Annotated in this window: 16 protein-coding genes; 7 read left to right on the top strand and 9 right to left on the bottom strand. The window is 43.1% G+C overall.

Annotated elements, in window-relative coordinates:
* Nucleotides 1–193 precede the first annotated feature (193 nt).
* Nucleotides 194–1729 carry an S-layer homology domain-containing protein gene (locus F6K63_RS27140; protein ID WP_008189948.1) on the bottom strand — a complete coding sequence of 512 codons (1536 nt, stop codon included), beginning with the start codon at nucleotides 1727–1729 and terminating at the stop codon, nucleotides 194–196.
* A 160-nt stretch (nucleotides 1730–1889) separates the two neighbouring features.
* On the opposite strand from F6K63_RS27140, the gene lepB reads away from it, so the two are divergent.
* Both lepB and F6K63_RS27130 read left to right on the top strand, forming a co-directional pair.
* Nucleotides 1890–2522, top strand: a complete 633-nt coding sequence (gene lepB, locus F6K63_RS27135) for a signal peptidase I (protein ID WP_008189949.1) — start codon at nucleotides 1890–1892, stop codon at nucleotides 2520–2522.
* 992 nt (nucleotides 2523–3514) lie between these two features.
* Complete coding sequence (locus F6K63_RS27130) at nucleotides 3515–4300, top strand: PEP-CTERM sorting domain-containing protein (RefSeq protein WP_008189952.1); 786 nt, start codon at nucleotides 3515–3517, stop codon at nucleotides 4298–4300.
* A gap of 66 nt (nucleotides 4301–4366) precedes the next feature.
* Here the strand turns inward: F6K63_RS27130 and F6K63_RS27125 are convergent, their stop codons facing one another.
* Nucleotides 4367–7072, bottom strand: coding sequence for a DUF3536 domain-containing protein (locus F6K63_RS27125; RefSeq protein ID WP_008189954.1), 2706 nt, complete (start codon nucleotides 7070–7072; stop codon nucleotides 4367–4369).
* A gap of 861 nt (nucleotides 7073–7933) precedes the next feature.
* On the opposite strand from F6K63_RS27125, the gene cax reads away from it, so the two are divergent.
* Nucleotides 7934–9052 (top strand): calcium/proton exchanger, encoded by a 1119-nt coding sequence (gene cax / locus F6K63_RS27120; protein ID WP_008189958.1) that lies wholly within the window; start codon nucleotides 7934–7936, stop codon nucleotides 9050–9052.
* A gap of 329 nt (nucleotides 9053–9381) precedes the next feature.
* Nucleotides 9382–10581 carry a serine/threonine protein kinase gene (locus F6K63_RS27115; RefSeq protein WP_287249861.1) on the top strand — a complete coding sequence of 400 codons (1200 nt, stop codon included), beginning with the start codon at nucleotides 9382–9384 and terminating at the stop codon, nucleotides 10579–10581.
* Nucleotides 10582–10671: 90 nt separating this feature from the next.
* On the opposite strand, the gene F6K63_RS27110 is transcribed toward F6K63_RS27115, so the two are convergent.
* Entirely contained in the window at nucleotides 10672–12939 is a 2268-nt protein-coding gene (locus tag F6K63_RS27110; protein ID WP_287249859.1) for a recombinase family protein, read from the bottom strand.
* 90 nt (nucleotides 12940–13029) lie between these two features.
* Here F6K63_RS27110 and F6K63_RS27105 point away from each other — a divergent pair, with 90 nt between their 5' ends.
* Complete coding sequence (locus F6K63_RS27105) at nucleotides 13030–14421, top strand: proton extrusion protein PcxA (protein ID WP_008189967.1); 1392 nt, start codon at nucleotides 13030–13032, stop codon at nucleotides 14419–14421.
* 126 nt (nucleotides 14422–14547) lie between these two features.
* Here F6K63_RS27105 and F6K63_RS27100 read toward each other — a convergent pair whose 3' ends face one another.
* The 3 genes from F6K63_RS27100 to F6K63_RS27090 all read right to left on the bottom strand — a co-directional run bounded on the left by F6K63_RS27100 (nucleotide 14548) and on the right by F6K63_RS27090 (nucleotide 17330).
* Nucleotides 14548–15105, bottom strand: a complete 558-nt coding sequence (locus F6K63_RS27100) for an ElyC/SanA/YdcF family protein (protein ID WP_008189968.1) — start codon at nucleotides 15103–15105, stop codon at nucleotides 14548–14550.
* Nucleotides 15106–15849: 744 nt separating this feature from the next.
* Entirely contained in the window at nucleotides 15850–16503 is a 654-nt protein-coding gene (locus F6K63_RS27095; RefSeq protein ID WP_008189970.1) for a DUF2301 domain-containing membrane protein, read from the bottom strand.
* Nucleotides 16504–16538: 35 nt separating this feature from the next.
* Nucleotides 16539–17330, bottom strand: coding sequence for an SAM hydrolase/SAM-dependent halogenase family protein (locus tag F6K63_RS27090; RefSeq protein WP_044495410.1), 792 nt, complete (start codon nucleotides 17328–17330; stop codon nucleotides 16539–16541).
* A gap of 296 nt (nucleotides 17331–17626) precedes the next feature.
* Here F6K63_RS27090 and F6K63_RS27085 point away from each other — a divergent pair, with 296 nt between their 5' ends.
* Nucleotides 17627–18265: a DUF1361 domain-containing protein gene (locus F6K63_RS27085; RefSeq protein ID WP_008189975.1), complete on the top strand. Its 639-nt coding sequence runs from the start codon at nucleotides 17627–17629 to the stop codon at nucleotides 18263–18265.
* A gap of 22 nt (nucleotides 18266–18287) precedes the next feature.
* Here F6K63_RS27085 and F6K63_RS27080 read toward each other — a convergent pair whose 3' ends face one another.
* From F6K63_RS27080 to gmd, 3 genes are all read right to left on the bottom strand, one after another.
* Nucleotides 18288–20489, bottom strand: a complete 2202-nt coding sequence (locus F6K63_RS27080; protein WP_008189977.1) for a GumC family protein — start codon at nucleotides 20487–20489, stop codon at nucleotides 18288–18290.
* Nucleotides 20490–20983: 494 nt separating this feature from the next.
* Nucleotides 20984–21928 (bottom strand): GDP-L-fucose synthase family protein, encoded by a 945-nt coding sequence (locus F6K63_RS27075; RefSeq protein WP_008189979.1) that lies wholly within the window; start codon nucleotides 21926–21928, stop codon nucleotides 20984–20986.
* Nucleotides 21929–22104: 176 nt separating this feature from the next.
* Complete coding sequence (gene gmd, locus F6K63_RS27070) at nucleotides 22105–23184, bottom strand: GDP-mannose 4,6-dehydratase (protein WP_044495291.1); 1080 nt, start codon at nucleotides 23182–23184, stop codon at nucleotides 22105–22107.
* Between the two features lie 951 nt (nucleotides 23185–24135).
* Here gmd and F6K63_RS27065 point away from each other — a divergent pair.
* Nucleotides 24136–25566 (top strand): sugar transferase, encoded by a 1431-nt coding sequence (locus F6K63_RS27065; RefSeq protein WP_083373536.1) that lies wholly within the window; start codon nucleotides 24136–24138, stop codon nucleotides 25564–25566.
* Nucleotides 25567–25846 lie beyond the last annotated feature (280 nt).

Here is a 25846-nt window from a genome sequence, read left to right as displayed (position 1 = left end):
CTGATAGCTGATAGCTGATAGCTGATAGCTGATAGCTGATAGCTGATAGCTGATAGCTGATAGCTGATAGCTGATAGCTGATAGCTGATAGCTGATAGCTGATAGCTGATAGCTGATAGCTGATAGCTGAATGCTAATAGCTGATAGCTAATAGCTGATAGCTGATAGCTGAATGCTTACGTTTTGTATGCACCTAATTCGATGGTGTAGCTTTTGGTGCCCCTGATGGCTGACTGGTTTGAGGTTTAAGAAACAGTGCTTCTTGGGCAGATTGCCCTTCACCCTGAGAACCGAAATACCAAAGCGCTGCTCCTGCTTCAGCACGGGTGACTGGTTTTTTAGGCTGAAACAATATTGTATAACCAAAAACTCGGCGAATGTTTGCCAAATCGCCATTTCGGAAATCAGCTAAGACGGCTCGCAATGCTTTCGGGTCAATTTCAGCGGTATCTTTGAAGCCCCAGGTTTCTTTCACTGCTTCAATAGAGGCTTTGGGCAAGGCTTTACGAGTATCGAGAGGCACTTTCCACAACATCAGATTTTCCCTAGTCAACGGTGCATCTGGACGAAACAATACTGCGGTAGAATCGCCACTGAGGGGACTAGGAATTAATCCAGCATCAGCTAATCCCTGAATATAGGGAAAATCAGGATCCGTACGAGGCACATCCTGAAATGCAGGTTGAGTAGTGTTGGATGCTAAACGGATTTGCAATCCTGGACGATTAGCATAGATTCGATTATTGGCATCCATTAGCCAACGGGCGTACTGACGGCGGTTTATGGTTTGATTCGGGGCAAACTGAATACCTTGACTATCAGTATTAGTTTTTGGGTTAGTCGTGTCTGGCGTTAAGACTCCCAATTTTGCCAAATCTGCCACATACTTACGCAAATCTCGGGGGACTTTATCCAAGTCAGTAAATTTCTCTGGTTGTCCTGACCTGACCTTAGCTGGCTTACTGGCGACCTCAGAGGGTGGTTGTGGTTTCTCAGGTTGTGTTGGTTTTTGAGCTTGTGTTGGTTTCTGGGGTTGTGTTGGTTTCTCAGGTTGTGTTGGTTTTTGAGCTTGTGTTGGTTTTTGAGCTTGTGTTGGTTTCTGGGATGGTTGTGGTTTCTGGGATGGTTGTGGTTTCTCAGCTTTGGTATCCTTACCATCCCGGACGTACTGAATATCAAATGTAGTCACACTGCTGTTGGTAGCAACCGCTGGGGGCTTTGATGAAGAGGCAGCAGTGGATTTGCCAGTAGTGCCACGAGCAGGAATCGAAAGGGTAACATCCAAGTCATTACGACGGACGATGAATGTGCCACCATCTTGATCCTCTGGCTGGTCGAGGACTTGCCAGCCTCCCGACTCAAAGGTCTTTTGGTAAAAGTTCTGAATTAAATTAATTGGGTCAGGGGATGACCAAATCGTCAGCTTACCTGGACCAGCAGCATCTTTGAGGGGTTCCACTTGTTCCAAGGTTGCTTCTTGATAACGGGGAATCTCAGTGGGGAAGTCTTCTGGCAACGGTACTGACTTCTGTTTCTGGGGAGTACTTTGAGGCTTATTCGGAGATGGCCCACTCAAGTTTTTGGGTGGGTTATCTTTCAGTTTGGGGTCTGCTCCCAAAGACCGCTGCAAAGCGTTACCTAGGTTAGTGTTGGCGCAGGCACTCAACAAACCGAGAAGACAAACCGCTAAACTTGCACGTAGGACAGAGTGTGGAAACAGCACGGGCATTGTCCAACAACAGTAGTTACCTTTTAAACTAACGCAAATTCACAAAAGGGCAATCAAGCATGTTATCCTGGCTGAGTTGCCAAACTAGGAAAGATGTTTAGGGCAAGGGCTAGGCCAAAATACCGAGTATTGTCAATTTAAATGTCAATTTAAATCTTGTATGGATGCACAGAAAAAGAAATTAGCAGCACCGAGTGAATCTTCTGAATCTGTTCAGGAGCAGCAAGCAGATGCTCAGGGTCAACAACCGGACAAGGGTGGCACGCCATTTTGGAAGCAAGTACAGGAAAATTTCCAAATTATTGCGATCGCACTAGCCTTAGCTCTATTGATTCGAGTATTTGTGGCAGAACCTCGCTACATTCCCTCGGATTCCATGTACCCGACGTTGGGAGTAGGCGATCGCTTAGTGGTCGAAAAAATCTCTTACCGTTTCCATACCCCAAGAGTCGGTGACATTATTGTGTTTGAACTACCGCCACAATTACAAATTTTGGGTTACTCAAAAGACCAAGCTTTCATCAAGCGGGTGATTGGCACATCGGGTGATACGGTTCAAGTCAAAGATGGCAAAGTTTATCGCAACGGTACTCCTCTAGAGGAGGACTACATTGCCCAACCTCCCCATTATCAGATGGGGCTGGTGCAGGTGCCAGAAGATCAGCTATTTGTGATGGGAGACAACCGCAACAATAGCAACGATTCCCATGTTTGGGGTTTTCTAGGTAAAGACAAAGTCATTGGTCGTGCCTGTTTCCGTTTTTGGCCACTTAGTGACCTTGGTTCGATCTGAACTATAGCAGTTTTCAATTGGGTGAGGTACGTAAGTATTCAGCCGTCAGCTGTCAGCTGTCAGCTGACGGCAGTAATTACCATTACCCATTACCCATTACCCATTACTAATATTAAGGTTGTGTGAACTTAAGCCCTCTACGGATTTCGTAACTTACTATAAGTTTAACTAATCAATTTTACTACTTAGGGCTGATGGGAATTAGATGGTAAACCTATATAGCAAGGGAAGTATAGTTTAGGACATAGTCTTTTGGTTGAAAGGGACTTCGGAGCAGGGAGCAGAGAGCAGAAGATGTCTTAAGCTTTACTTCGACTGCTATATAATTTAGCTCAACTAACGATGTCGCTGTTCAAGCTAATGTTTTAAAGCCTTGAGAGCACAAAGCTAAATTTAATCGACATCAGGGCTTACTTTCTAAGTAAGCGCTATAGTTAAGTATTAAAGTTTAGCAATCATTTATCAATAGTTATTAATTATTATAAGCAAAACTTATAATTCAATAAAATAATGATTTTGTGAATCCTACCGATTCATAGTTTCGGAGAGAGAAAAATCTAGTTAAATTTAATGAATATAAACATAAGCAAAAGGTAAATAATTTTCTCGTTTGTAGGTTTACTATAAGCATTCAGCCGTCAGCTTTCAGCTTTCAGCTGCTGCCAAGGATTCATAGTCTTGGGCTGATGGGCTTTTCCCCAGACTTTGAATTCTCTAAAATCTCGAATGCTTAAATTCTACCGTTTGAGGTTTATTTTAAGCATTAGGCTGACCGCTGACGGCTGATAGCTTAATGCTTAGGATTTACTGATCTTACTTTGGAGTAGTTTATTGATATCAAGTCCGGTAGCATCAGTATTGTCTAAAACAAGAGTATTCAAGGAAAAAGGGCACAAAAAAGCCGACTATAAACCAGGGAATCAAACGGACTTGATATCAAATTTCAGAGTAAGGTCACTGTCTACATCTAAGAGTTGCAGCATAAAACTATCATGAAAAAATTACCAATAGCTATGGCTGGGGCAGTAGTTTTTAGCCTAGGAACAATAGGAACAGCTCAGGCGGCATCCTTCCTCTCTACTTCCAATGGACAAGTTGGAAAAATCGATACTTCAACCGGAAAATTCACACCATTGAACAGCGACGGTATCCCCTTTTTTGATATAGCTTTATCAAATAGTGGGGAGCTATTTGGTGTCACTCCCAGCGCTTTGTATAGTATTGATAAAAGCACGGGTTTATCCTCCCTAATTGGCTACCTTTTTGCGTTTATAAATGCTTTAGGGTTTTCTGATGATGATAACGTGCTTTACGGCGCTGGAGATGATAGTTTTTATACTATTGATACCTCTAGTGGTGCTGCATCATTAGTGGCTACAATTCCTAACTTCAACAGCAGTGGCGACATAGCATTCGATTCTGTAAATAATCAATTTTTTGCCACATCACTCTCTGTTGACGGCAGCTCTGACATCTTGTTCTCTATCGCTAATGACGGTACAGCTACTGAGATTGGTAGTATCGGCTTTAGGGATATATTTGGCTTGTTCTTTGAAAATGGAACCTTGTTCGGTTACACAGCTGATCGACAACAGATCACCATCGATCCAACCACAGGAGCAGGTACTTTTAGTCAAAATGTCGCCTTCGGGGGTATTAATAGGATCTTTGGAGCAGCAGCTGTTTCTAAGACTACTGTTCCTGAACCGATGTCGGTGCTAAGTCTGCTAGCAGTAGGAGCCTTTGGTGCCAGTGTGCTCTCTAATCACAAACTGTAATAGCAACGCTATAGTTAAAAGCTATAGTTAACTGTTGATGATTCACGGTAACCAACCTACACTCTCCTACCCTGGTGAGGGTAGATTGGTTACCCAACCACTGAGATCCACTGCTAAGGTTTGACCCAACTTGAGTAGGGGGCTTGGGGAAAGTGAAGTACTAAGGGAAGCACTGGAGGTACACATGTTACATAGCCAGGGATAGCTGCCATTGCTATCACTATCTTTACTATCTTTCTTTAAGTCTTGGCTTTGGATCAGCTGAGGCAAAAGTTGGTTATGTAAGTACTGCAAGTAAAGTTCTTGGCAACGATCTAAGGATAAGCTTAGATTGAGCTGATTGCCTAGATCAATCATTTTGTCTAGCCGTTGAATATCGACTTCCACTTCCTCTGGGTTGCTATCGTAAAGAATTTGCCAGAGCGTACGCAAAATTAACTTTTCTAAGGTTTGCTTGACTTCTAGGGTATTCAACTGACAGTGGAGATGATTCGCTGCTATTGCGATCGCTTCTAACTCTGCCAAGCTACTCCATACCACCTGCTGATCACTGCTATCACTATCTAATGCCCTAATCACAGTAATACACTGATTGGATATAGCAATTTCTGCTGCTACTTGCAACTCCTTGGGAACAGATAACCCACCCTGATGGAAAGCCATCAAGGCTCTATAGTTATCCCGATAAACCTGGGTATAGAGCTGATCCAAACGGGTCAAGGTTTCCTGGCTCAACAGCTGCATAATCCGGTGTCGCTCTTCAGCAAACAGATGCTGCAAATTAAAATGTTGCTGCCCAAACAGCTGATTCATTACCAAAATTGTGTGGGCTGCACTGCCTTGGTCTAGGGCATTAAATAATGTGTCCAACCGCTGGCGGTAGCCTCGACATTCAGCAAGGGGTTGAATACAGCAGTGGAAGTCCCAACCACCTAGGTATAGCAAGGCAAACACAAAATCATCACTTTCCCTAGTTATTTCAGAAACCAATTGTAACTGTCCCACAGCTAGGGTTAATGCCCCGATTCGTTTTAGCTGGTAATATTGCTGATGGGCATAGTAACAGTAGATTTTGTCTTCTTGGGAATAGTTGTTAAATAGGGAAGTAATGGCATAGTCTGCTACTACTTGCTTCCAGCTAACGTGGGCTGACACCACTAGTTGGCGATAAATCTGGTCACCAGTTTTAAAGCATTCCACATTACTGGGTGCTAGAGCAAGGCGTTGGATAAATTCTTCTTGCAGTTGGACTTTAGCAACATCACCAGCTAACTCGATAGCACGGGCAGCATACCGCAGAATCTGAACCCCTTCTGGACGGGAGATTTCCTCAAAAAACCAACCACAACTGGTATACATCAGCAGAGCATGACGCTGCATTTCCAGGAGTCGTAAGGCATCCACTTGTTGGGCTTGAGCCAGTGGGTGAGTACTATGACGCTCCAGAAAACTTTCCACATTGGCTGGGGAACGGTTCTGAACCACTTGGATATACTCATCCCGGGCTAGCCAAGGGTCATGGAAGAATTGGCTAGCAGTCTCTTGATATACCTGAATCAATTCATCCCGTAACCAATCCAGGGCATTCCGCAGGGGACGACGCCACGTTTGGTACCACTTCCCGCCACCACCACAGCCACAATCATCTTGCCAACGGTCAACCCCATGGGAGCAACTCCAGGCTGTTACTGGCTTCAGTACCACTTCCCAGGTGGGCGGATTAAAGCTAAGGTAGTGGGCAAAGTTGGTTACTGTCCAGTTGCGCTGGGGAAACTCATGGGTAAAAGCGTAGGCAATACACTTCTCAGTGCCTGTTTTGTGATGGCCAAAGGTTTCCCCATCCGTTGCCACAGCAATCAACTGGGCACTGCGATGATCCCCACGTACTGCTTGACCCAAACGCTTGGCGAAGTGTTCAGTACTGCTGAGTAAATCATTGAAGCCCATATCTCTGGAGATTGGGCCATCATAGAAAAAGATATCAATAAATTTGCCATTTTTGAGGAAGCAACGGTAAGGCCGAGTAGGGTCAATCTGAGCACCTCCCACTTCCTGCCATGGAGAATTACTATTGTGTTCACTGGTGAGTTCAGTGGGAATTGGGCGGCAACGTTGAGCTTGGGCAGGGGCTAGGATAATAAAGCGAATATCTTCTGCTACCAATGCTTCCAAGGTGGGATAGTCTACTGCCGTTTCCGCCAGCCACATCCCTTCGGGTTCACGACCAAAGCGGGAACGGAAGTCCGCTTTTCCCCAACGGATTTGGGTGTATTTGTCCCGTTCATTGGCTAAGGGAAGGATGATGTGGTTGTACACTTGAGCGATCGCATTTCCGTGACCATTTAAGCGATCGCAACTCTTCTTGTCCGCTTCCAGAATCCGCTGATACACTTCCACATCGTAATTTTCCAGCCAGGACATTAACGTTGGACCAATATTGAAGCTCAAATACTCATAGTTATTGACAATATCTATTACTTCTCCTTGGTCATTTAATACCCTAGCAAAGGCATTGGGGCGGTAGCACTCATAGTAAATCCGTTCGTTCCAGTCATGAAACGGAGCAGCAGTAGGCTGACGCTCAATCGTATCTAGATCAGGGTTTTCCCGAGGCGGTTGGTAGAAATGACCGTGGATAGTAATATAGACACCTGTGGCAGGATCTAGGGGGTCGTTGTTGAGCGTCGAGTAGTGTTTGATCTTGGCAGTGGACTTAGCAGTGGACTTTATTTCCTCAGCTTGTAACACTAGCAGTTCAGCTACTGAAGTCATGGGAATATGCATTCAAAAAACAGCAACACAGCTCACCCAACCCGATAACTTCATGTTTGGGACCCGGAGCGCGAATACCCTTGAGCAAACTTATACTGGTTTGGCAGTAACGAACAAAAGTAGCGGATAGTTGGGACAGCGGATAGTTGGGACAAACGTTAAATGCTTAACACAATGATTAATTCAACCGCAAGGTTTAATTCAAGTAACTCCAATCAGTTTATGCAAATTGCGGTAATCTTATCAATCTTCACCAGATCATAGCAAATTTCTATGGTTAAAAAATATACCCTAGGACTGATGCGCTTGAGGAATCGTTGAGTTCTGAAAAGCTTTATTGAGCACACCAGGGACAGAGTAAGGTACTTGACTATCTAATTTGTGTATATCAGTTGATCGGCTAACACCCATGTAAATTGAATTTGTTCATGTTATAGCAGAAGTCAGAAGTCAGAAGTCAGAAGTTAAACTCAAGCCAAACTGTAGTTTGAGACTTTTGTCATGTCCTAATTACCCTGGCGACTGCTATATCAAAGAAACCGTCAAACCATCTGCCCACCTCCGTATCTCCCCATTTCCCCATCAGTCTCAACCCAAAAATTAAGTGCGTGACAGCTTAGGGGCGTGACAGCTTAGGGAGACGGGGGGATGGGAAGAGGGATTGACCAAGCCCCTTGTAATACTGCCCTAGTCCCTGAAACTAACTAGAATAGTCAGGACTTACGCGGTTAAGTTGATTTCGCCCCGCTAGCACCCCAATTATGGGGCGGGTAATGATGTCAAAGTCCCCCAGAATTGGGAGACCAACGGGGGCAAATGCGTAAGTCCTCATAGTAATTCTTTTGAGGTAAAGAAACCTAAATGCTCACCAAAAACCAAATTTTGTCAATTTTGCTAGTGTTTATTCCCATTTCAGTAGCCGCTGAATTTCTAGAGTGGAACTCGGCAGTTATCTTCATTACCTCTTGCTTAGCAATTATTCCTTTAGCAGCATGGATGGGAACAGCCACAGAAGAAATTGCTGTGGTGCTCGGTCCAAACCTAGGAGGGCTATTAAATGCCACCTTTGGCAATGCTACAGAATTAATCATTGCCCTAATTGCCCTCAATGCTGGGTTAGTAGAAGTGGTTAAAGCGACCATCACTGGCTCCATCATCGGTAACCTACTCCTAGTGATGGGATTTGCGATGCTGCTGGGTGGATTGCGTTACAAAGAACAGGAGTTTCAGCCCATTGTGGCGCGGGTGAATGCCTCTTCAATGAACCTAGCGGTGATTGCCATGTTGCTACCGACAGCAATGGATACCACATCTATTGGTATTCCTCAATCTACATTACAACAGCTTTCAGTAGCAGTTGCCCTGGTTTTAATTCTGGTTTATGGGCTAACTCTGTTATTTTCCATGAAAACCCACACCTATCTGTTTGATGTAGGCATGGCGGAAATGGAGTTAGAAGAAACAGATCACGGTGAAATTGCCAGTTCCGAATCTAAACATCAACCTAATATTTTGTTGTGGGTAGGAGTCTTGGTAGTGGTTACCCTGCTAGTAGCTCTAGAATCAGAACTTTTGGTGGATAGCTTGGAATCTGCCACATCACAGTTAGGACTAACAGCCCTGTTTACCGGAGTAATTTTACTCCCCGTAGTTGGTAATGCAGCAGAACACGCCACTGCGGTAACTGTCGCCATGAAGAATAAGATGGATCTCTCAGTTTCGGTAGCCGTAGGGTCTAGTCTGCAAATTGCCCTATTTGTTGCCCCAGTGTTAGTGCTAGCTGGGTGGTTTATGGGTCAGCCCATGGATTTGGATTTTAATCCCTTTGAATTGGTAGCAGTAGCCGTAGCTGTGTTGATTACTAATTCAATTAGTTCTGATGGTAAGTCCAACTGGCTCGAAGGAGTTTTGCTATTAGCAGCTTATGTCGTCTTAGGACTAGCGTTTTACTTCCATCCAGTGGTTGAAGGATTGGGTTGAGTTAACGCCTAGTGTGTAGAGTTTGACCGTTGAAGGTGATGATGAACAAAGGGATGCTCGCCCGGTCGTAGCTACGGGAAGGCAAATTTCAAGTGAATAAACTTGTCAACATCCCTGTTATCCCAGAAAAATCTGGCTATATTAAAGCTAGAGGGGTCGAATGTCAATGATAAATCGGTTTGATTTGTAAGACAAATTGATTGGTAAGAAAAATAATCATCTAATCCACCCCTTTAGCCTTTGCCCTTTGCCCTTCATCCACCCATCTAGCTTGAGATTAACCGAGCACGCTGATGGGATGGATGAGCCCCTGAGGACATTAAGCCGAGATGCTGGAAGCCGAACAGATATTACATGAGCGCTATCAACTCAAGCAACAACTGGGACATAATGCTGGACGACAAACTTGGCTAGCTGAGGATCTAGGAGTGTCACCTCCAGAATTGGTAGTTGTTAAACTGCTGGCATTTGGTGGTGACGTTAATTGGGACGATTTAAAACTCTTTGAGCGAGAAGCACAGGTGCTTAAACAGCTCAATCATCCCCGGATTCCCAAGTATCTTGATTATTTTAACATTGATGACCGAGTACTCTGGTTTGGCTTGGTACACAACTATATCCCTGGCTCCTCCCTCAAGGAACAACTAAATCAAGGTAAACGATTTACAGAAGGGGAAGTGCGCCAAATCGCTGTGGATGTGCTGAAAATTCTTGAATTTCTCCATCAGCTGAATCCAGCCGTACTGCACCGAGATATTAAGCCTAGCAATCTAATTTTAGGGGATGATGGGCAGATTTATGTCATCGATTTCGGGTCAGTGCAGGATCGGGCATCCCAAGAGGGCGCGACATTTACGGTAGTGGGAACCTATGGTTACGCCCCCATGGAACAGTTTGGTGGTAGGGCAGTACCAGCATCGGATTTGTATGGCTTAGGGGCGACGTTGATTCATTTGCTCACCAGGACTGCACCCGCTGACTTGCCCCAGCGGAATTTGCGCATTTGCTTTAAAGACCAAGTCAACCTCAGTGCTAACCTGATTAGCTGGATTCAGAAGCTGACCGAACCGGCTCCAGAGCAACGCTTCAAAAGTGCGTCTGAAGCAATTCTAGCCTTAGAGTTGGGCATGACACTTAATACTCCCAAAAACAACAAACTGAGCAGACCCACCCAAGCCACCTTTGTGAATAATTCAGGTCAAGGGGGTGTATTGGATGATGGAGTACCGGTACCAGATGAAATCAAAGGCTGGAACTGGGGGGCTTTTTTGATACCTTGGTTTTGGTCTATGACGAATAATGTTTGGATTGGACTGATAGCCTTTGTGCCTCAAGTTGGTTGGTTTATGGCGATCGCGCTCGGTGCCAAGGGAAATGAATGGGCTTGGAAAAGTCGTCGCTGGCGGAGTATCGAACACTTCAAAGCTCACCAAAGAGGCTGGGCAATCGCGGGCATTGTCTTTCTTTTTGGCTTACCATTGAGCGTGATATGTTTGATACTTCTCTTGGCCTTTATCTATGATTTTTAATACGGAAAGGATCTAGCTTGCCCCTTCGCGCTGGTAAAAGTTGAACTCAAACATGCCAAGACTTCTAACAGAAATATCCCAGTATAATTGTCAAGAAACAGCAGTATTTATCGCAGTATGTATCAAAGATAATAACGGACCATTCTGCTCTGTGCCACTAACAGCTAATTCGCTATGACACAAGTAAACCCGCTCTGTAACTCTACCGAATAAATCTCGCAAAATTCGCTCTAATCGCTGTTGATCAGCTTGGACTTTATCTTCCTCTGTCCAAGGACGTCCAGACCATTCCTTTAGAAAAAGATGAGCTCCGAAAAGGGTAGCTGCACCACCACTGAGCCAGAGGGAAGAACCTGCATCTAACCAAAAGTGCCAACGGTGGCAGCGGCGAGCGGCACGGTATTGGAAAATAGTAGCGAGGGTAACGCCATTGGTAGCTGTGGGTAGGCGGCGGACGGGATAGGGATTAGCAGTAACGGTGCCACGACGTAGCATCAGAATGAATTGGGCGATAGTTTGGGTGGAACGCTGACGGTTAGACGGTTGTTGGTTGGTTTGGCTCGAATCATTCACCTTCAACTCTTTCCCCAAGCGTCCATTCACTTCCCAGTAGTGTTGAGCGGTTTCCATCAGTTCCCGCAGTGCTGCTAGCTGGTCATAGGCGAGATTAGAACCATGCCACAAAAATTTCTGAATGGCGCGGTCGAAAACTACCAGGCACGAAGGAATCAGACCCTGTTGTTGTTGCTCCCGCTGTAGTTCTAACCATTGGAAAATCTCTGAGTAGGCAGTTGTTGCCTGATGCCCTAACCTATCCCAACGAGGAAACGACTCCACTGGTAACAGACGAGGTTGCTCAGGATCAGGAGCATAGCAGTGATCCGCTAATAAACCAGCACGGACAGGATCAATTAGGGTTGCCGGTTGCAGATTTGAACCCTCAACCTTCAACCTTTCAACATTCAACCTTTCAACCTTCAACCTTTCAACATTCAACCTTTCACCCTTCAACTCCTGTACTTGTGGTTGGCTACTGAGTACTACCAACATTTGTGCGATCGCATCTCGATTCACTAACCGTCCCAAGCCAGGATACACTAGCGCTAGTAGGGTTAGTAATCCCTGAATCATCGGTGAGCTAATTAATGGACGCTGGTCGTTGAGGGGTTCTACGGCAATGCCTTCCTTAGTCAGGATTTCCGTTAAGGTGTAGCGTGCGATCGCATCTAGACCTGGAGCAATGATCGCAATTTCACCAGGCTGCACTTGCCCAGACTTGACCGCTTGACTTATCACCCCAGCCGTTTGCTGCAACAGTTGAGCGCGGGAGGTAGTTTGAATCGATTGGATAGACTCAGGTAGACCTTCAATAAACATGGAATTACTAATTAATTCCACTACTGTGTTTGCCAATTCATCTCGAAAAGCATCAACAGATAAATCCGGTAAGATTTCCACCAAGCAACGGGATGCCAAATCCGCTAGATAATTCGGGTCAGCATTAAGTCCCAAGCGTACCTGTCCATTAGGATTAAAGCTAAAAGCTCCCACAGCCCCTTGATTGAGTAGAGTCTCAAATAAATCCCGAGCGATCGCGGGATAGTCATCCACATCATCCGCCAGCACTGCCTGATAGCGCTGCTGCAAATACTGCTGATAAGTGGGGTCTGGCAACAAATACCGCCAATACAGTTCAGCAATAATCCCGTAGGTTAATAATCCCCTTTCTAGACACCAGCTTCGCCACTCTAGCAAAAGCTTTCCCACAGTTGACCAAAGTTCCGGGTTTCCTTCCTCCTCTGGAATCCCGACCGTTAACATGTGGGGAATGTCTTCAACAGGTATCCCACTCACTGCTGCTAATTGTAACAAGTCCAGGAGCCGACGAACTCTAGTGTAATCATTCCCCCCTGGCAGTTGTAGTAGATCATTATCCAGGTCAGTACGCCAGTGCTGGGTGGCTAAGTCCTGCTCAGTCTCAGGACGCAATCGCAACGGAAACTGTGCCTTGAAGTCCAATCGCCCAATTAACAAGGGCCAAAATAGCATTACCTCATCTTGAAAAAAACCTAAAGGTGTCTTGGAAAGTACGGGATACCGTCCCCGGATTACCTCTGTCAGCCGATCCGCCAACTCACGCCGATTATCGTCATTAGCCGCAAACACCAAAATTCCTGGGGCTTTTGAGGGGGTTCTTTGATATCTTGAACTCGACTTTGGGTTTGACCAATCCAGTCCTCCTTCAACCCATTGGTAAAACTGACTCACAAGGCGAGTTGTTTTGCCAGTGCGAGTTGAGCCAATTATCCACAGTGAATTTTGAACCACGGAATTTTTCTTTAGGTAATTTGTTATCATACCACATGAACTAGGATGTAAGAGTTCTAGGAATAATTAGGTGCAAGAGCGCACCCCTGAGATGTTCAGAGTATGAACCTAAAGAATTGAATGAATCTTCAAACAATCTTACGCACAGCTAGACAATGGTTCTTCAATACACCAGAGAGAGCCTTGGATCAGGCATACAAAGCGGCACTAAAAATTCAAGCGATTGAAGATGAATATTTTGGAGGTAAAAAAATCTCCGCCGATACCAGTCAATATAGTAACAGCGTTATTGCCTATTTTGAGGCAGAAATTAATAAATATATAAAGACTATCAACCTTAGACTAGCAGAATTTAAAACCAGTCGTTCTGTTATAATAAATTCTGAATTAACTGGATCTAATCCTCTCGAAACTAGTCAACAACAAGCTAGGGAAAATTCTCGGTTATCTGAGTCAATCGACCTCAGCGATCAGCAGTCAATACTTATTGAAAAATTAAATTTTATTGATGAAATTATCAACAAGTATGATCCACCAAAACCCGAAAAATCCACCGCAGCCTTGATTCCCATAGACCAAAAGCCAGATAATCAGATTACTAACGCCAGTCCAAGAGAAGTTGTCAAGCAAAATTCCAATCTTAGAGAAGCTGCTTATTTGGAATCAGACAACAATTCATCTCGAAATAATCAAGGAGCTAACTCCAAAAAAATAACCGATAAAACCGGTGTATTACCTAGGTCAATTGTAGGGACAGTAAAAAGAATTCAGCAGGAACTCGATCCACGAGCCGAAGAGAAAGTTGTCAAAACCTTTCGTCGGTCTCAACGTAAAACCGTAATCTCTATTAAATTTATCCTAATTTTAACTATTGTTCCTATTTTAACTCAGCAAATTTCTAAAACGTTTTTAGTTAGTCCCATAGTTGAACACTTTAGAAGTAGCCAGGAATCAGCTATTTTTTTAAATTATGAGATGGAAGAAGAAGCTCTGATAGAGTTAAAAAAATTTGAAGAAGAACTCCACTTTAGAAGCTTACTGGGATTTACTCCTAAACTATCTGAGGAGGAGATGAAAGAAGAGATTAAGCATAAAGCTAATGAACTGGCAGAAGACTATCATAATCAAGGGTCCAATGCCATTAAAAATATTTTTGCTGACATTATAGCTCTAGTTGCTTTTGCCTTAGTTATCATGAACAGCAAACGAGATATAATTATTTTAAAATCTTTTATGGATGATATTATCTATGGACTTAGTGATAGTGCCAAAGCGTTTATCATTATTTTGTTTACCGATATGTTTGTAGGATTCCACTCTCCCCACGGTTGGGAAGTAATCCTAGAAGCCGTATCCCGACATTTAGGAATACCAGAAAGTCGAGAGTTTATATTTTTGTTCATTGCCACATTTCCAGTTATCTTGGATTCGGTTATCAAATATTGGATTTTCCGCTATCTGAATCGGATATCTCCTTCAGCAGTAGCTACCTATCGCACCATGAATGAATAATAATATAGCAGTCGAAGTAAAGGTTAAAAAATGTTTCTGTTCCCAGATCCGCTGTTCCCTGTTCCCTATTCCCTACTCCCTACTCCCTCACCCAATTCACAACTGCTATAGCAGTTTTGGCAATCTTCAAACTTTCCAACTTACAACTTGAGCATAGAGATAAGCGATTGTTTCAGACATGATTGACCGCACTCCTTGACTAGAAACCCACCACTGTTTTGCTTCATAGTCAAGGGAGTTAGCGGCTATTGCTCCAACTTTAACCTCAGGAGCAAGAACTTGCTTAAATAGCATCCAACTTCTGCGAGTATGAACATCAAATGAATAAAGATTAATAGACTTGATTGATTTATCTGAGGTTAATAGCCACTCCCGTAACGCCTGAGCCGATGCTAACGTACGATTGACATTAACATCTGGTGCTGGAACAGCAACTAGTTTATCTGGCTCAACACCCAGTGCGATACACGTTGCCGCAGTCAGTTCAGCATAGGTTTTATACTCTGACAGATAATATCCTTTACGCAGAGGAGGGCCGGTGGTGATCAATTTTTGATAATTACCCCGATAAAATTCTTCGATGGCACCTTTTAAGGCATAGTCCGGTAGCCATCCTTCTACTACTAATGCATCAGCGTTAATCGGAGACTTAATCGATAAAAATGGGTGGATATGAGTTAACATAAAAAGACTGCAAGTAATAATCAAAAAAGTATTCACAAACCATCCTTGAACCGTTAAAACCCACTGTTTTCGCCTACATACTAAACGCATGATTGGGACTTTTAATGAAAAATTATCTCGTCAATAGTCACTAGTCATTAGTAACCACAAATAAATGATATTGTGGTCACTAATGTACGGTATAGTCTACGGTATAGAAAACCGTGGTCACCTAATCACTGATGACTAATAATCACTGATGACTAATAAGGTCTAGAGCATCTCACTTTTCTATTACTTACCAATCAAAGTCCCATCTGTCCGGATTATTTAAAAAAGGATTATAGTCAGTCCCCTTGCTTCCTTCGTTTATAGTATTGTTTTTTGGTAATTGACTAATGACTAGCAGCTTATTAATTCTCTACAGGTTTGTAAGCATTCAGCCGTCAGCTGTCAGCCGTCAGCTGTCAGCCGTCAGGTTAAAATAAACCTCAAACAGTATAATTTAAGAGTTCGAGATTAATGAGAATTTCAAGTCTGGGGAAAAGCTGATCATAAGCATATGCGCTACGGGCACGCTACTTGAGGTGCGGTCAAGCGGTCAGCCGTGAGCCTAAGGCTCACGCTGCTTGAGGTGCTTAATTTTATCCAAAAGCGGTTCGGTGTAGCGTGGCCTTAGGCCAATGGCTGATAGCTGATAGCTGATAGCTGATAGCTGATAGCTGATAGCTGATAGCTGATAGCTGATAGCTATTAGCTATTAGCTTACAGACGCTTCTTTTTGAGATACTCAAAAACCGACTTATCACCAATATCATCGGGAATCGGTTGCAATAGTTTACGCAGGGCAAACACCATAAACAAAACCGCCCATAGTCCTAATAGAATCATCTCCCAATCTGTAGACCAAAATCCAACGATATGTCCCAGTAACAGCATGGGTACTAGGGGAGTTAGGAATTTAGTTTCCAAGCGATTAAAGCAAAATGCTTCCTTGAAATAAATTCCGGTTAACGCTGCAAAGGTAAAACCAATTCCGAATAGAGAAATAGGATGGTTATAAATGTATAGAGCAAGGGGCTCATTGCTGGAAAATGCCAGTACAATGGCGGAAATGCAACCAATGCCCCAAAAGATTTGTAGTAGGCGGTGCAGGGGGGCTAGATAAATATGAATTGTGACTAAGCTAACCCCTAGGGCAAGGCAGAATAAGCCATAAAGAGGAGTCAGGACATTTAAAATACTTGGGCTAGCTCCCCGCAATAGAATTAAATTACTCGCGATCGCAAAGCTCAAGGCTGCTACCACTAAGCCAGCACGGTAGATAACTACGCCAATGCGATCGCTTTCGGTAATGGTAAATTCCCCAAACTGACCTTGGTAAACTACCGGTTCAGATGGTTGTAGTGATGTGGTCATAATATCCTGGAAAGGAACTCGGTACTATTAACATTCTAATTTTTAATGCTTAATTCCACTGTATCTCCCCAATCCAGCTGTAATTGAGACTTAGCGCTCCCACCGTTAACAGCGATTTCCACCCAACCATGACTACCAATTAGGGCAACGTACTCTCCAAGTTGGCAATTGCTGTAGGTTTGAGTATGGGGGATAATGCGATCGCTTATCTTAACCGACCAAATTTTGCCATCAACCTCAGCTCCTGGGATATTGGTGATTAAATTACCAAAATGGTCAACATATTGGATAGAACCAATAATCCCATCATCGGTTAGTCTTTTTATTGGCATATCTAGTGTTACCAAAGTGTTTGGCTCAATTACCTCTCCCAACCTTTCGATTGGTAAGCCACTAGCCAAGTGAGCTCCAAGACTGGCAAAGATATCTCGACCATGAAACGTAGTGCTAGGATTTCTAGTGCGCCAGTAGTCTGAGTTGCTTAGCTCAACTGCTGCCATGAGTGGGTATTGCTCTAAAACTCCACTGAATAGCCCATTATCTGGACCGACCAAGAAACCCTGTGAGAGTTGGATAGCGATCGCTCTGCGGTGACTGCCGACTCCTGGATCAACCACCGCCACATGAACTGTCCCTGCTGGAAAGTAGGGATAGGCATTGAGCAAATTAAACCGAGCAGCGGCTAGGTTTTGAGGGGGGATTTGGTGAGTCAGGTCTACTATAGTCAAAGTTGGGTTAACTTGGGCAATGACACCCTTCATCACACCCACATAAACATCTTGTAAGCCAAAATCACTCAGGAGAGTAATAATCCGATTCTGAGGCATGGTTATCTCAAATCCAGTTGACTGATTATCATATCCCTTCTGGGGTAATGAGGCAGAATTGCTATGAGCTTCAAGGGCTTCCAACTTTAAACCTTAAACTTTCAACTTTCAACTTTCAACTTTCAACCGTCAACCGTCAACCGTCAACCGCTTATTAAGGCTGAAGTATGAAGTATGACCTATGAAAGCTCAAGCTCAAAGCTCAAGGCTGAACGGATGAGTTAGGATAAGGATTAAATTCAATACCACTTAAGAAGGCTAATCTACCCTAGAGCAAAGGTTCACTAATCATGTCTATGGACACATTACTAACTGAGGTATGGAAAGCTTGGCATAGCAACAATGACTGGATGGCTTGGAATTTGTTTCTAGCATCAATACCATTAGCTCTAAGTTTTTGGCTATTCCGCAGTAAATCTGGCTTACACTCCGGATTATGGTGGATAGGTTTAGCAGTTTTTATCCTATTTTTGCCCAATGCGCCCTATCTGCTCACCGATGTGATTCATCTAATTCAAGCCATTCGCAGGAATTACTCAGTATGGACAATTACTCTAGTTGTTATTCCCCAACATCTGCTAGTTATCCTAACCGGTTTTGAAGCTTACGTTCTATCTGTGATGAACCTAGGTGAGTATTTGCAGCGGCGAAGGTTAGGAAAGTTGATCTCCTCAGCTGAGTTAATTACTCATGCTCTGTGCGCCTTTGGTATTTATCTAGGACGATTCCAACGGTTCAACAGCTGGGACTTGGTTGCTCAACCCAATACCTTAGCTAAGGGCATGATTAATGATTTAACCTCGAAAGGTCCACTACTAGTGATGGCCGTAACATTCGTGGTGCTGACAGTATTTTACTGGATGATGAAGCAAATAACCTTAGGAATTATGATCAGAATGCGCCACCAACGTTCTGGCAGCGCAGCTTCTGGATAATAGATTCACAGCGTGCAAGGTTTTACGGCTGATTACATTCAGCCTTTTCTTGACTGACATCTGGCGGAGTATAGTTTTCCCTGTTGTGGTAGATATAGCCGTTAGGTTCGTTTTTGAAGATTACACCATTGGTAACTAACCCCAGAACATTTTGACCTGAGCTGTTGAGAATTTCCTTAGCCGCATTAGCGCTTGCAGAATCTACCTTTTCAGGTCGGGCCACCAGCAAAATGCCGTCAGCCATTTTGCCCAAAATTGGGGCATCAGCCATACCAGCTAATGCTGGAGTATCTAAGATAACGCAGTCATACTCTTGTGAGAACTTCTCCATCAGTGAAGCCATCTTCTGAGAGTCCAGAAGAGCCACAGGATTTGGAGGGATGACCCCAGCCATCAGAACATCAAGACCAGTCATTACTTCCTGTTTAGCCTGATCAAATTGAGCCTCACCCACGAGAATATTACTTAAACCCACTGAGTTAGTTAGTTCCCACAGATGATGTTGAGATGGATAACGCAGATCAGCATCGATTAGTAACACCCGACGTCCTACTTGAGCCATAGCTGCAGCTAAATTAGCACAGACATGAGACTTGCCTTCCTTAGGAACACAACTGGTTACTACAATCGATTGCAGTGGTCGATCAGAACTGATAAATTTCAGATTGGCTTGCAGAATTTGATAGGCTTCACCGATGACAGAGCGGGGCAAATCTCTCGGAAAAATGGGGAAAACATTCTGTTGAGAAAATCCACCAAAATAGCTTGTACTGACCAGCTTGCCGTAGTCTGGAATAACCCCTAACAACGTATATCTGAACAACTCTTTTAACTCTTTGAGCGTATGAACCGATCTGTCTAAGAGGTCGAGCAAGAAAGCCGTAGCGATCGCAACTAAGATACCAGCAAAGGCTCCCCCTGCCAGGATCAGGTTGGTTGGGATCGGAATCGGGTTTTCAGGAACGATAGCCTCTGAAATAACACGGGCATTACCTACATTTTGATTTTCCGCAACTCGGGTTTCTTGTAGTTTGCTTAACAAAATTTGGTAAGTTGCTTGTGCAGCAGCTACCCGTCGCTCCAGTTCCCGCTGATTCTGCTCTAGTCTCGGTAGGACTCTAGACCGCTGTTTGTAAGCCGACTGAGTATTGGTCAGAACAGCTAGCTGGCTAGTCAGCCCTAAACGCTGTACCTCGGACTGAACCAGTTCTGCAGTCAGTTGTTGCTGGATCGGTCCAAACTCTAACAAACTATTAACCGGTGGCGCTGGTTGTTGGCTACCAATGACCTGTGCTATTCGCTCTTGTAGTAGTTCTAATAGTGCAGCTTCCTGAAGAGCCAACTTAGCCACTGTCGGGTATTCATCGTTGAAGCGGGTGCGCTCGACTGCTAACTGAGCTTGTACCTCTTGGAGTTGTCTAAGTGCCTCCTGCACCCCAGTAGACTGGTTTAAAGACGTAGCTGCGACAGCTTGCTGTGTATCCAGACCGATCTTATTGCGCAAGCCCTCAGACTGAGCATTTATCTGTGCTAACTGAGCCTGAAGTTGAGAAATTTCGTCGTCTAATTTGGCAATCGACCCGACTGCAATGCTAGCTTCTTGTTGCAGATCTAATATTTTATTAGCTTCTTTGAATCTACGCAAATCCGCTTCTGCTTGGCTGACAGTAGCTTCAACTTTTGGGAGTTGTTTCTCAATAAAGTCACGAGCGGCGACAGCTTCCGCTCGGTTAGTTTGGATATCATTCTCTATGTAAACCCTAATCAGTGTGTTAACGATCTTTTCTGCCCAATTAGCATCAGGGGATTGATAGGAAATGGTTAGGATGTCTGTCCCCAAAATTGGTTTGACACTCAGTCCTCCTAAAATGACCCCAGGAGGGTAAAATTCACCGTTTTCATCCCTGAGGTTGAGAGCTCTGATGGTTTTTTCTATAATTGGTCTGGAACGAATAATTTCTACTTCCGTAGATAAGGGGTCGCTCTGGCGAGCCACATTATCAATCGTGCCAGTTGGATTATCCAACCCGGTCAGAGAAGAGGAATTATCTGTCTTTAACAGCAGTTGAGCTGCTGCTAAATAAACAGTTTTTTGAGAGGAGGCATACCATGCAGCAAGACCGAGAACACCACCAAAGGCTAGGGTAGCTGGCAAAAAGCGCCGTTTGAGAACTAGCCAGTATTTCTGAAAATCTATTTCTTCTGAATAGTCTATAGCTTCCATAATTGCTCAGGAAAAAAGTTTAATACTCACTGCAAAAAAAAATTAGTAGATTACTCACCCTTTTTTCACCGTCAGAAGCTAGGTATTTTTTTTATAAATCTATCTATAGTTAGATGCTATATAAATTAAAACAAATTAGGATGTTGGTTGATTATAGTTGATTAAGTTAGAGTTGTTAACAAGAATAAAAAAAAATTTTCCTATCATGTATATTTGGTTTTAGTGTTAATTTTATAAGTTTTTATGGTAATGGGTAATAGTTTGGTAGTCATCACAATTCCCAGTTACCCATTACTAATTACCAAATCTTACACTCTTAATGCTTCCAGACAGGATATAAATTGTCTTTTGATTACTCTTCTACTAAAGTCTGTCTGGCTTTCCCCTTAGAGGGCGAAGTATTTGTATACAAACTGGCACTCTTGGAGCTACTGTTTAAGCTACATATCCAGGTACAAATACTTCGCCCCTACCTAAAATGGGTTTGGGTAGATTTAGCTAGCGTGTTGTCGATACCAGTCGATAGTATTCTTCAACCCCTGCTTAAACTCCATCTGAGCAGTGAAGTTAAACTCCTCCTTCGCTCGTTCAATATCCAGACAACGGCGAGGCTGACCATTGGGTTGATCAGTTTCCCAGACAATTTCTCCCTTAAATTCCATCAATTCGCAAATCAACTCAACTAAATCGCGAATTGAGATTTCATAGCCTGTACCCAAATTAACTGGCTCTGGTTGATTGTAATCCGTGGTAGCCATCACAATACCCCGTGCTGCATCAGTTGAGTAGAGAAACTCACGGGTAGGACTGCCATCACCCCACGCTGGCAATTTCATTTCTCCCTTTTGTTGGGCTTCATAGACTTTACGAATCAGGGCAGGGATTACGTGGGAACTGCTGGGGTCGAAATTATCTTCCGGACCATACAAGTTCACGGGTAACAGGTAGATGCCATTGAATCCATACTGTTGCCGATAGGCTTGTAGCTGGACTAAAAGAGCTTTCTTAGCAACCCCATAAGGGGCATTGGTTTCTTCCGGATAACCATCCCAGAGGTTATCCTCTTTAAACGGTACTGGTGTGAATTTGGGATAGGCACAGATGCTACCAACACAGACAAATTTTTCCACACCAGCTTCATAGGCAGCATGAATTATCTGAGTACCCATCATTAAATTGTCATAGAATAGCTCACCTGGCTTTTCTCGATTAAGACCAATGCCACCAACGTGAGCAGCAAGATGAATGATGATATCCTGCTGAACCACAGCTCTTTGACAGTTCTCTAAAGAACGCAGGTCATAATCACGCGATCGCGGAATAGTAATCTTCTGTGCATCCGCTCCAGCTTTACACAACTGATCAACTACCTGACGCCCTAGAAATCCAGCTCCACCAGTAACTAGAATTCTCTTATTACTAAGATCTAAACTTACCATTTATTTGTCATCCTTGCCTAGCTTTTGGAGAACTATCACCGTCTGGTACATCGCAATGCAAGCAGGAATATACTGAGTCATTATTCAACACAAATCCTATCGATCCGGATTTGTGGGTCAGATGTATTGGCTTGCATCACCGATGCTACCTTCATAATCAGTCATAAACTAACGGATTAGTCAACCATCGTAGCTAAGCCTTGACGGATATAGGCTTGATCATTCAAAGGTTGAGTACTTTTGCCGTTAGGGAGCGACAGACCCAAGGCTTGTAAATCCGCTTCTACCATTAAGGCTACCAACTGCTCAAAGGTTACAGATGGCTCCCAACCCAGCTTCTTCTTTGCCTTGGTGGGGTCACCAATAAGTAGATCTACCTCAGCAGGACGCAAATAACGCTTGTCAAACTCCACATAATCATGCCAATCCAGATTGACATATTTGAAGGCAATATCTAAAAATTCCTGAACCGAGTGGGTTTCACCAGTAGCTACCACATAATCATCTGGTTTGTCTTGCTGGAGCATCATCCACATTGCCTTGACATAGTCCTTAGCGTAACCCCAGTCTCGCTTAGAATCAAGATTACCCAGGTAGAGTTTTTTCTGCTGACCTCCGACAATTCGGGCAATTGCTCGGGTAATCTTGCGGGTTACAAAGGTTTCCCCTCGACGGGGTGATTCGTGGTTGAATAGTATACCATTGCAGGCAAACATGCCATAGGATTCACGATAGTTTATAGTTTGCCAGTGAGCATACACTTTAGCACAGGCATAGGGAGAGCGGGGATAAAATGGAGTAGTTTCCTTTTGGGGTATCTCCTGTACCTTCCCAAACATCTCAGAAGAACCAGCTTGATAGAAACGCACGTCGATACCGGTGCGCTGACGATAGTCTCGAATCGCCTCCAAGAGTCGGAGAGTACCCATTCCCACCGAGTCAACGGTATATTCTGGGGAGTCAAAACTGACCCGAACATGGGATTGAGCCCCTAAGTTATAAATTTCCAATGGCTGAACCGCCTCTAAGATCCGGCGTAGGGTCACACCATCAGTCAAGTCACCGTAGTGTAGGAAGAACCGTGCGTTTTCATTGTGGGGGTCTACATAGATGTGGTCGATGCGATCTGTGTTGAAGGTGGAGGTCCTTCGGATAATGCCGTGAACCTCATAGCCCTTTTCTAGCAACAACTCACTCAAGTAGGAACCGTCTTGACCTGTAATTCCAGTGATTAGCGCTCTCTTTGGTTCCGTCATTTTTTCCTTTTCCTGTAATGTAATGTGGGCAATTTTGGTAGATATTGCTTCCCGAGAAAATCTCCCATGCAAACTTCCCAGTTTGCATGGGAGTGAATCATCACCACGTTAACTCAAAAATTTATTTGTGGCTGTAGTGAATTTACCGTAAATAACCTCTCAGCCAAAATTTCACATATTCTCCACAGAAAGTTCAAAATTATCGATTAATACAATTCTTTAAAGAATAAAATAGTGTTGACGTAAATAAAATTTTGCGCTACAAAGTTGGTAGTTGCTTTTTTTTGACGAACCGATAAGGATGTTTGTGATTTTTTTTGATGATAGTTTTTTAGGCAAACATCCTTCCCAAATAGGGAGCCTCACATTTGATTACATGCATCGCCACTAATGCAGTAGTTTAGCATAGATATAAGTAGGGAGCATTCCACCTTAGAGGGTGTCTTTAAAGTTAAAATATTCACAAATTTAGCCTAATTGCGCAGGTTATAAGTTCTCAAATTTTATGAGGATGCGCAGGTGAATTAGTTTGTCTAGCCCCATGGTTGAGTATGAGGGCGACTTTTGAAACACTGGTTTAGTCAAGCATCAAACAAAATTCAGTGTACGGCATTTTTATACTTAGATAGGAATTCTACCCATTTTTCAAAACCATCCTGTTTTGTGCCTATTTATTTGTATAGATAATCGTTGATAATTTTATTTTTGCGGTTATCGCTGGTTCCTCGCAAAAAATATCTGTATTGAACAAAAAAATGTCCGATGTGCTTAAAATAATGGATAAAATTTATATATAGTTAAAATCTATAATTTATTAAATCCTAATGTTTTTTGCTAAAAGTTAGCATTGTTTTATAAGTATTAAATCCAAGTAGTTAGCATTAAATACCATTGAGTATTATTTATAATAATTTGGTTTTAATCGGATATTAATTAATGGAGTTGTCTAGGATGGAACTGCCCTTAACTGAAACCTATAGATTTGATATACGTGATCCTGTTTTTGCCAAACTTCGTCGCAATACCTATGCTGTATGGCTTCGCATCGTTACATTAGTTGTCACTGATGTATTCATGCTATTGATGGCATGCTTAATTGCCGTTAATTTTGGTAATTACATAAATAATGATTGGGGAATAGTCAATCAAGCAATACTAGTTTATGTAGTCATACCCTGGGAAATTTTATTGCTTGCTTTACAAGACCTTTATAATTCTGGTAACAAACGCCGTGACTACTTAGCTCTAGCCCAGACAATCACTTTTTCCCAGATTAGTCTACTCGTTATTGCTTGCCTGTATCAGCCCGATCAATTTGTGATTCAACCAATTTATAGTTTGTTGTGGCTATTAAGCCTCGCTCTTGTCTGCATCGGACGCTTAGGAATAGATTTTCTTCTGAAACGGCTTCGCAAAAAAGGTTTACTTCGCTATCCAACCCTGATAATCTGTTCACCAGATCAACAACAAAAAGCAATTCAACTACTGGGGAACGAAGATTGTTATGGCATTATTAAATTCTTCGATGTTAATTTGTTAGATAAATCGAACATATCCGATTTTATTAAAGAAATTAGTGCTCTAGAGGTAGCCGAAGTCTTTGTTTGCTCTTGGAACAAGGTAAAAGATTATATGTTCTTTTACTGGAGTCTCAGAAACGCAGGTATAACCTTGCGAATTTTGTGTACAGAATTAGGACCTATTTACCAAAACTTGGAGATGTCTAGTATTGCTAGTGTACCTACCATACGGTTTTCTCCCCCTCTAATTACTGGTATTGACTTTTGGGCAAAAAGATGTTTTGATTTTGTGCTTTCTGTATTAGTAATGATTGTGCTTTTGCCACTGTTTGTTAGTATTTCCGTTTTAGTCAAGCTTGATTCGCCAGGACCGATATTTTACAAACAGGAAAGAGTGGGGTTACATAATAAACGATTTAAGGCTTGGAAATTTCGCAGTATGTTTGTGGATGCTGACCAACGCCTCAAAGATCTAGAAGCTCGTAATGAAATGAAAGATGGTGTTCTCTTTAAGATAAAAGATGATCCACGGATTACTAAAGTAGGAAAATTCATCCGCCGCTATAGCCTAGATGAACTTCCCCAATTATTTAACGTTCTCTTTGGAGAAATGAGTTTAGTTGGTCCTAGGCCCTTGCCAATCAGAGATGTCAATAAATTCTCTGAACAACACTTTATACGTCATGCAGTTTTACCGGGAATAACCGGACTTTGGCAAGTGTCGGGTCGTTCCGATATTACTTCTTTTGAAGAAGTGGTACGTCTAGATACTTTTTACATGGAAAATTGGTCACTATGGCTAGATTTGAAGATTTTAGTAAAAACTGCCATAGTGCTTTTACAAAAAAAAGGTGCTTACTAGTAACCTGAGTTCGAGATAACTAACTTTATCCAGGATTCAGGAGCTTCGAGTCAAGAGTCATACCGAGTTGCATTCAAAGATAGTAGATTGGTTGGATAGGGAGATAGGGAGATAGGGAGATAGGGAGATTGGGAAATTGGGAGATTGGGAGAAGAGAAAGTTGTACGTTTGACCGCAACTTGGTGTCAGAATAAATTATTTCCCAGTTAATTGGCAATTAAATCATAGTTTTCTGCCATAAAATTATGTAGTCTGTCTTGATGCAATCGCTACTCCCTAC

The organism is Moorena sp. SIO1G6 (assembly GCF_010672795.1).
Lineage (GTDB): Bacteria > Cyanobacteriota > Cyanobacteriia > Cyanobacteriales > Coleofasciculaceae > Moorena > Moorena producens.
The sequence above is the reverse complement of the archived record's forward strand: the minus strand, read 5'-3'. Positions and strand labels throughout refer to the sequence as shown.

What these genes read in the sequence shown, in the direction of transcription:
- F6K63_RS27140 (WP_008189948.1), bottom strand. Translation starts at nt 1,729, where the DNA reads ATGCCCGTGCTGTTTCCACACTCTGTCCTACGTGCAAGTTTAGCGGTT.
- lepB (WP_008189949.1), top strand. Translation starts at nt 1,890, where the DNA reads ATGGATGCACAGAAAAAGAAATTAGCAGCACCGAGTGAATCTTCTGAA.
- F6K63_RS27130 (WP_008189952.1), top strand. Translation starts at nt 3,515, where the DNA reads ATGAAAAAATTACCAATAGCTATGGCTGGGGCAGTAGTTTTTAGCCTA.
- F6K63_RS27125 (WP_008189954.1), bottom strand. Translation starts at nt 7,072, where the DNA reads ATGACTTCAGTAGCTGAACTGCTAGTGTTACAAGCTGAGGAAATAAAG.
- cax (WP_008189958.1), top strand. Translation starts at nt 7,934, where the DNA reads ATGCTCACCAAAAACCAAATTTTGTCAATTTTGCTAGTGTTTATTCCC.
- F6K63_RS27115 (WP_287249861.1), top strand. Translation starts at nt 9,382, where the DNA reads ATGCTGGAAGCCGAACAGATATTACATGAGCGCTATCAACTCAAGCAA.
- F6K63_RS27110 (WP_287249859.1), bottom strand. Translation starts at nt 12,939, where the DNA reads ATGATAACAAATTACCTAAAGAAAAATTCCGTGGTTCAAAATTCACTG.
- F6K63_RS27105 (WP_008189967.1), top strand. Translation starts at nt 13,030, where the DNA reads ATGAATCTTCAAACAATCTTACGCACAGCTAGACAATGGTTCTTCAAT.
- F6K63_RS27100 (WP_008189968.1), bottom strand. Translation starts at nt 15,105, where the DNA reads ATGTTAACTCATATCCACCCATTTTTATCGATTAAGTCTCCGATTAAC.
- F6K63_RS27095 (WP_008189970.1), bottom strand. Translation starts at nt 16,503, where the DNA reads ATGACCACATCACTACAACCATCTGAACCGGTAGTTTACCAAGGTCAG.
- F6K63_RS27090 (WP_044495410.1), bottom strand. Translation starts at nt 17,330, where the DNA reads ATGCCTCAGAATCGGATTATTACTCTCCTGAGTGATTTTGGCTTACAA.
- F6K63_RS27085 (WP_008189975.1), top strand. Translation starts at nt 17,627, where the DNA reads ATGGACACATTACTAACTGAGGTATGGAAAGCTTGGCATAGCAACAAT.
- F6K63_RS27080 (WP_008189977.1), bottom strand. Translation starts at nt 20,489, where the DNA reads ATGGAAGCTATAGACTATTCAGAAGAAATAGATTTTCAGAAATACTGG.
- F6K63_RS27075 (WP_008189979.1), bottom strand. Translation starts at nt 21,928, where the DNA reads ATGGTAAGTTTAGATCTTAGTAATAAGAGAATTCTAGTTACTGGTGGA.
- gmd (WP_044495291.1), bottom strand. Translation starts at nt 23,184, where the DNA reads ATGACGGAACCAAAGAGAGCGCTAATCACTGGAATTACAGGTCAAGAC.
- F6K63_RS27065 (WP_083373536.1), top strand. Translation starts at nt 24,136, where the DNA reads ATGGAACTGCCCTTAACTGAAACCTATAGATTTGATATACGTGATCCT.